Genomic DNA, 4556 nt, shown 5'->3' with positions numbered 1-4556 from the left:
GAACCGCGAGGCCCTCGGCCTGAAGCCAGGCCTGAAGCCCGTGCGCCGGATCAAGGCCAAGACCAAGCGGATCAGCCGGCCCGGTCGGTTCGCCACGTGCAAGACCTTCCTGCGCGAGCCGATCCGCACGGAGAGCGTGCTGGAGATGGACGGGCTGGCGCACATCGAGACGAACCCGCGATACGTCCGCGTCGCGCCCCAGCCCCATCGCCTCACCTTCCATGTCGACGGCCCGGACGGCTCAACACGGGTAGAGACGTACGTGCCCGACCTAGCTGTGCTGACCACCGACGGGAGCGTCGTCATCGTGGACTTCAAGTGGTCGTGGCTGCGCGCCCTGCCCGAGTGGAAGGCCGTCGAGCCGATCATCCGGGAGGCCTACAGGGTCGATCACGGGGCTGCCTTCACCGTCCTCACCGAGGAGCACATTCTCGTCGAGCCGCGGCGGACCAACATCGCCATCATGCTGCTGCACCGGCCGCCGGCGGAGGATCCGGCTGCCCTCGCGGCGGTGCGCGGAGCCGTTGGGCGCCTGGGCCTGCCGAGCACCATCGGCGCGATCCGCGACGCATCGGGCCTCGTGACGGACGGCGAGCGCGACCCGGCCTTCTCCGCCCTGGTCGAACTCGCGGTCTCTGGTGAGGTCGGTCTCGACATGAGCCAGGCCTTCGATGACCAGACCACGGTCCACGCGGGACCCTTCGCGTGATGTCGGGTCAGCTCAGCTTCCCGAGCCTCGACGCGCTGCTCGACCTGCCGCCTGACGATGCTCCAGCCTTTGAGCTCCGCGTGGGCGACATCGTCTCCATCGGCCGGGCAGACGATGCCGCCTTGCGCCGTCTGGAATTCGAGCGCGCGATCCCCGGCAGGGCCGCCAGTCCTGGCCGGCCAGCCGGGCCGCGACTGCTTAGCTTCTCTGAGATCCCGAGCGGTGCCCCGGTCTTCCTCACCGACCGCGAGGTAGCCTTCCTGCAGAAGGAAGGCCAATTCCGCTTCGAGCTTCTCAACGAGGATCCGGACAGGCCGCGCCAGGAAAAGCCGACGACCCTCGGCCTGACCGAGGAGGAGTCGCGCTACGCCGACTGCCACCTGGACTACGTGGTAGCCTGCTACGGGATGCCTGGCGGCTACAAGAAGTCCCGACCGAAGCTCCGTCCCATCATCAAGGAGGTTGCCGAGAGACGGGGTGAGAAGGCGCCCAGTCCGTCCACGGTCATGCGTCAGGTCGACAAGTGGATGGTCAGTGGGGACGTCCTGGCGAAGGCCGCGCTTATCAGGAAGCGGCGCTACGCTAACACACAGCAGCCATGGGCGCCCAAGGTGCTGGCGGCGATGAGGTCCTGCACCTACCGCGCACTCTTGTTGCCGAAGGGCACCGCGGGCGACGCGTTGGCCCTGCTACGCATCTGGGTGGACGAGACTTACCCGGATGGCGGCGTCGCGCTTCCAAGCCTTCGCACGATGGAGCGCGAGTTCGCGAAGGTCGACAAGTACATCAAGGACTATCTCCGCAAGGGTGGAGGCAAGGCCGGTCGCGCGAACGCCGCCTACTACGAAAGGCCGCTCCCTGCGCTGCCCCTCGAAGAGGTGGAGGTCGATCACACGACTTTCGACGTCCAGCTGATCGACGACCAGTCGGACATCGTCTTCGGCCGTCCGGACGTCATCACGATCCGCTGTCGTCGGACCGGCATGGTCCTCGGGATCGGCATCGGATGGGAGATGCCGTCCTACGCCTCGTTCATCGAGGCCGTCCGCCACGCGATGTACGAGAAGGACTTGTCGCCCTTTCCGTCGGTCAAGACCGGCTGGCCCTGCCGAGGCCGCTGGAAGCGGATGTTCGTCGACAACGCCATGCACTTCCTGGGCGTCAACATCGCCCACGCCGCGAACGAGCTGCGGTTCGAGGTCGTCGAACTGCGTCCGGGCGAGCCCTGGATGAAGGGTGCGCAAGAGAGGCTGTTCGGAATCCTGAACCGCAGGGTTGCCCACGCCGTCCCGGGTACGACCCTCTCGAACACCGCCGAGCGCCGTGAGCACGAGGAGGCGCTCGACCCGCCGGCCCTGACCCTGCGTGAATTCGAGGCCTTTCTCGTCACCTACATCTGCGACGAGCATCACTGGGCGCCCCACAAGGGCCTGGGCCCGCTCCGCACGCTTCCCGATGTCCCGATCCGGCTTTGGCGGCAGGAGATTGGCAAGGTCAAGGTTCGGGACCTGCCGCACCCCGACACCTTCGCCTCCTTGGCCGGAGACGTCGACCACCGCACCATCCAGCACTACGGGATCGAGTGGGATTACATCAGGTATCAGTCCGATGAGCTGATCCTCATCCTCACGCACCCCAAGCACAAGCCCGGCAAGGGAAAGCATGGGGGCACCAAGTACCGTGTCACCCGCGACCCTCAGGATCTTTCGAAGATCTGGATTTTTAATCCCTATCGGAAGATCTCGATTGAGGTTCCGGCGGTCCGCCAGGACTATGCGGCAGGCCTGACACAGCACCAACACACGGTGATTATCTCGCATCACCTCCGCACGGTCGGAGAATTCGTGGACATCGACGGCCTGCTCCGGACGCGCGGACAGATGCTCGTCGCGATCCAGCGTCTGCGGAAGCAGCGCGGCGTAGAGGGTGTCGAACGGAAGCTGGCCCGCTTCCTCGGGCAGCAGAAGGCCAAGCGCATCCGGAGCCGCGTCGCCACCGTGAACGACAGCGCGGAGGCCAGCGCGGGGCCCCTGGACATCGAGGATCCCGAGCACGTGACGCGGCCGGAGTACCGGTCCCCCCGCGCGCCGAACCTGAACCGCCGCGCGCGGGAGGAACCGGAGCGTGTGCGTCAGGTCGAGGCCGAACCGGAACAGCGTCCGAAGAGGATCGACCGCAAGCCTCGGAAGGACGTGGCGCAGACATCGGACAAGGCCGCTCCCGCAGCCCCCACGACAGATCTCGATGAGATCCGAAACAAGCATTCCGATTGGGACGATGTGTGATGAAGGCGATCAGAACCTTCAACGATACGAAGCTGAGCGATGAGGAGCGATTGCGGGTGTCGCGATTGCCTCCAGTCGAGCGCCAGGAGCTCGTCGGCTCGGTGCTCGTCCGGTACCCGAGCTACAAGGAAGCCCTTTCTTTCGTCAGCGCGTTCCACAGGCCTGTAATCGGGGGAACGCACGACAAGGGAAACCTTGGAGCACTGCTCGGTCAGAGCCGGGCCGGAAAGTCATTCCTGCTGCAGGACTATGCCTCTTCGTTTCCTTCTCAGACGGGCGCCGCGGCGATGACCCGGCCGGTGGTGTACATCGAGATCAAGAACGAGATGACGCCTCATGACGTCGCGTCGTATCTTCATTACGCCCTTGGCTACAGGTCCATCCCCAAGGTCAAGACCCAGTGCCTGATGGATATGGCCATAGAGGCATTGCCGGATCATCGCGTCGAGCTCGTGATCCTCGACGATGTCGACAACAGCTTGGCCAACCCCCGCACTGGATACATCAAGAAGACCATGGGGTTCATCAAGGGGATTCTTGACAGCGGGACCTGCAACGTACTCTGCGCGGGCCGCATGGGCCTGTACGGGATCCTGAACGGTGCGGAGCAGATCGAAGGTAGGGGCGGCCTGCCGAACGCGACGCTCCAACCCTATCAGTGGAGGATTCCCAGCGAACGCGAGAAGGTTCTCCTCCTCCTCGACGGGATCGACAATAGGCTACCTTTTCAAGCCAAGTCGGGACTTGGCTCCATTGAGCGGGCGGCGCACTTCTACGACCTGTCCGGGGGGCTGATCGGCCGTATGATGAACATCATCATCGCCGCCGCGCACGAGGCGATCAACGACAACTCAGAGTGCATCGAAAACAAGCATCTGGTCTTTGCCGCAAAGCTCAGGATGGCCCCCGGGTCAACGTTCGTGCACTTCCAGGATCAACTCGACCCCGAGCGGGTCGACCTCGACGAGGACGACACCAACGATGCTCAGACGGACTTCGTGGCCGAGCGGACCCGAAAGGCCATGTTCGACAAGAAGCGACCGAGGAAGCGGTCATGACCAGGGAGAGGCCTCTTCGTCGCCATCTGATCCGCCGGTGGTTCGACCCTGCGGAGCACGAGCCCGCAACGGGTTACTTCTCGCGGCTTGCCGCCCGCAATAACCAGGTCAGCGCCCGCATCTTCGCCGACGACATGGGCTTCGACGGTCGCAACCTCGATCCGGGGGATTGCCTCGATGCCGTCTCGCATCTCGAAATGAGGGGCATGGACCGGCTGATCGACGCCACGCCGGTCGTGACGACACGCACCGTGCGGTTGCTTGGAGTGGAGGTGCGACGCAGGCATTGGAGTGAGGCGCCCAGGGTTTGCCCCGGCTGCCTAGCGGAGAGCGCGCACCACCGGACCTACCACAGCCTTCTCTCCTTCACGGTATGCCCCTTTCATGGCTGCGGGATCGTGGGAGGGTTGGACGGGCCGCTCGCGTGGTGGCACCCTCATCTCGACCGGGCGCCCGACGGGACCCGTGTCGCGCAACCTTTGCCGCGCCTTTCCCACCCCCTCC

The 4556-nt window shown here is 64.9% G+C and carries 4 protein-coding genes; all 4 read left to right on the top strand.

Going from position 1 to position 4556, the window contains the following annotated elements:
- Positions 1–709, top strand: a 709-nt coding sequence (locus MFF42_RS23620) for a hypothetical protein (protein ID WP_238258214.1), incomplete at its 5' end; no start/stop codon positions are given.
- Entirely contained in the window at positions 709–2994 is a 2286-nt protein-coding gene (locus MFF42_RS23615) for a TnsB C-terminal domain-containing protein (protein ID WP_238258213.1), read from the top strand. The genes MFF42_RS23620 and MFF42_RS23615, both read left to right, overlap by 1 nt.
- Positions 2994–4052: a TniB family NTP-binding protein gene (locus tag MFF42_RS23610; RefSeq protein WP_238258211.1), complete on the top strand. Its 1059-nt coding sequence runs from the start codon at positions 2994–2996 to the stop codon at positions 4050–4052. The genes MFF42_RS23615 and MFF42_RS23610 overlap by 1 nt, the downstream gene beginning before the upstream one ends.
- Positions 4049–4556, top strand: a 508-nt coding sequence (locus MFF42_RS23605; protein WP_238258209.1) for a TniQ family protein, incomplete at its 3' end; no start/stop codon positions are given. The genes MFF42_RS23610 and MFF42_RS23605, both read left to right, overlap by 4 nt.

Origin of the sequence: Methylorubrum podarium (assembly GCF_022179745.1) — a bacterium.
GTDB lineage: Bacteria > Pseudomonadota > Alphaproteobacteria > Rhizobiales > Beijerinckiaceae > Methylobacterium > Methylobacterium podarium.
Note: the sequence above shows the minus strand (reverse complement) of the source record. Positions and strands in the feature narration are given on the sequence as shown.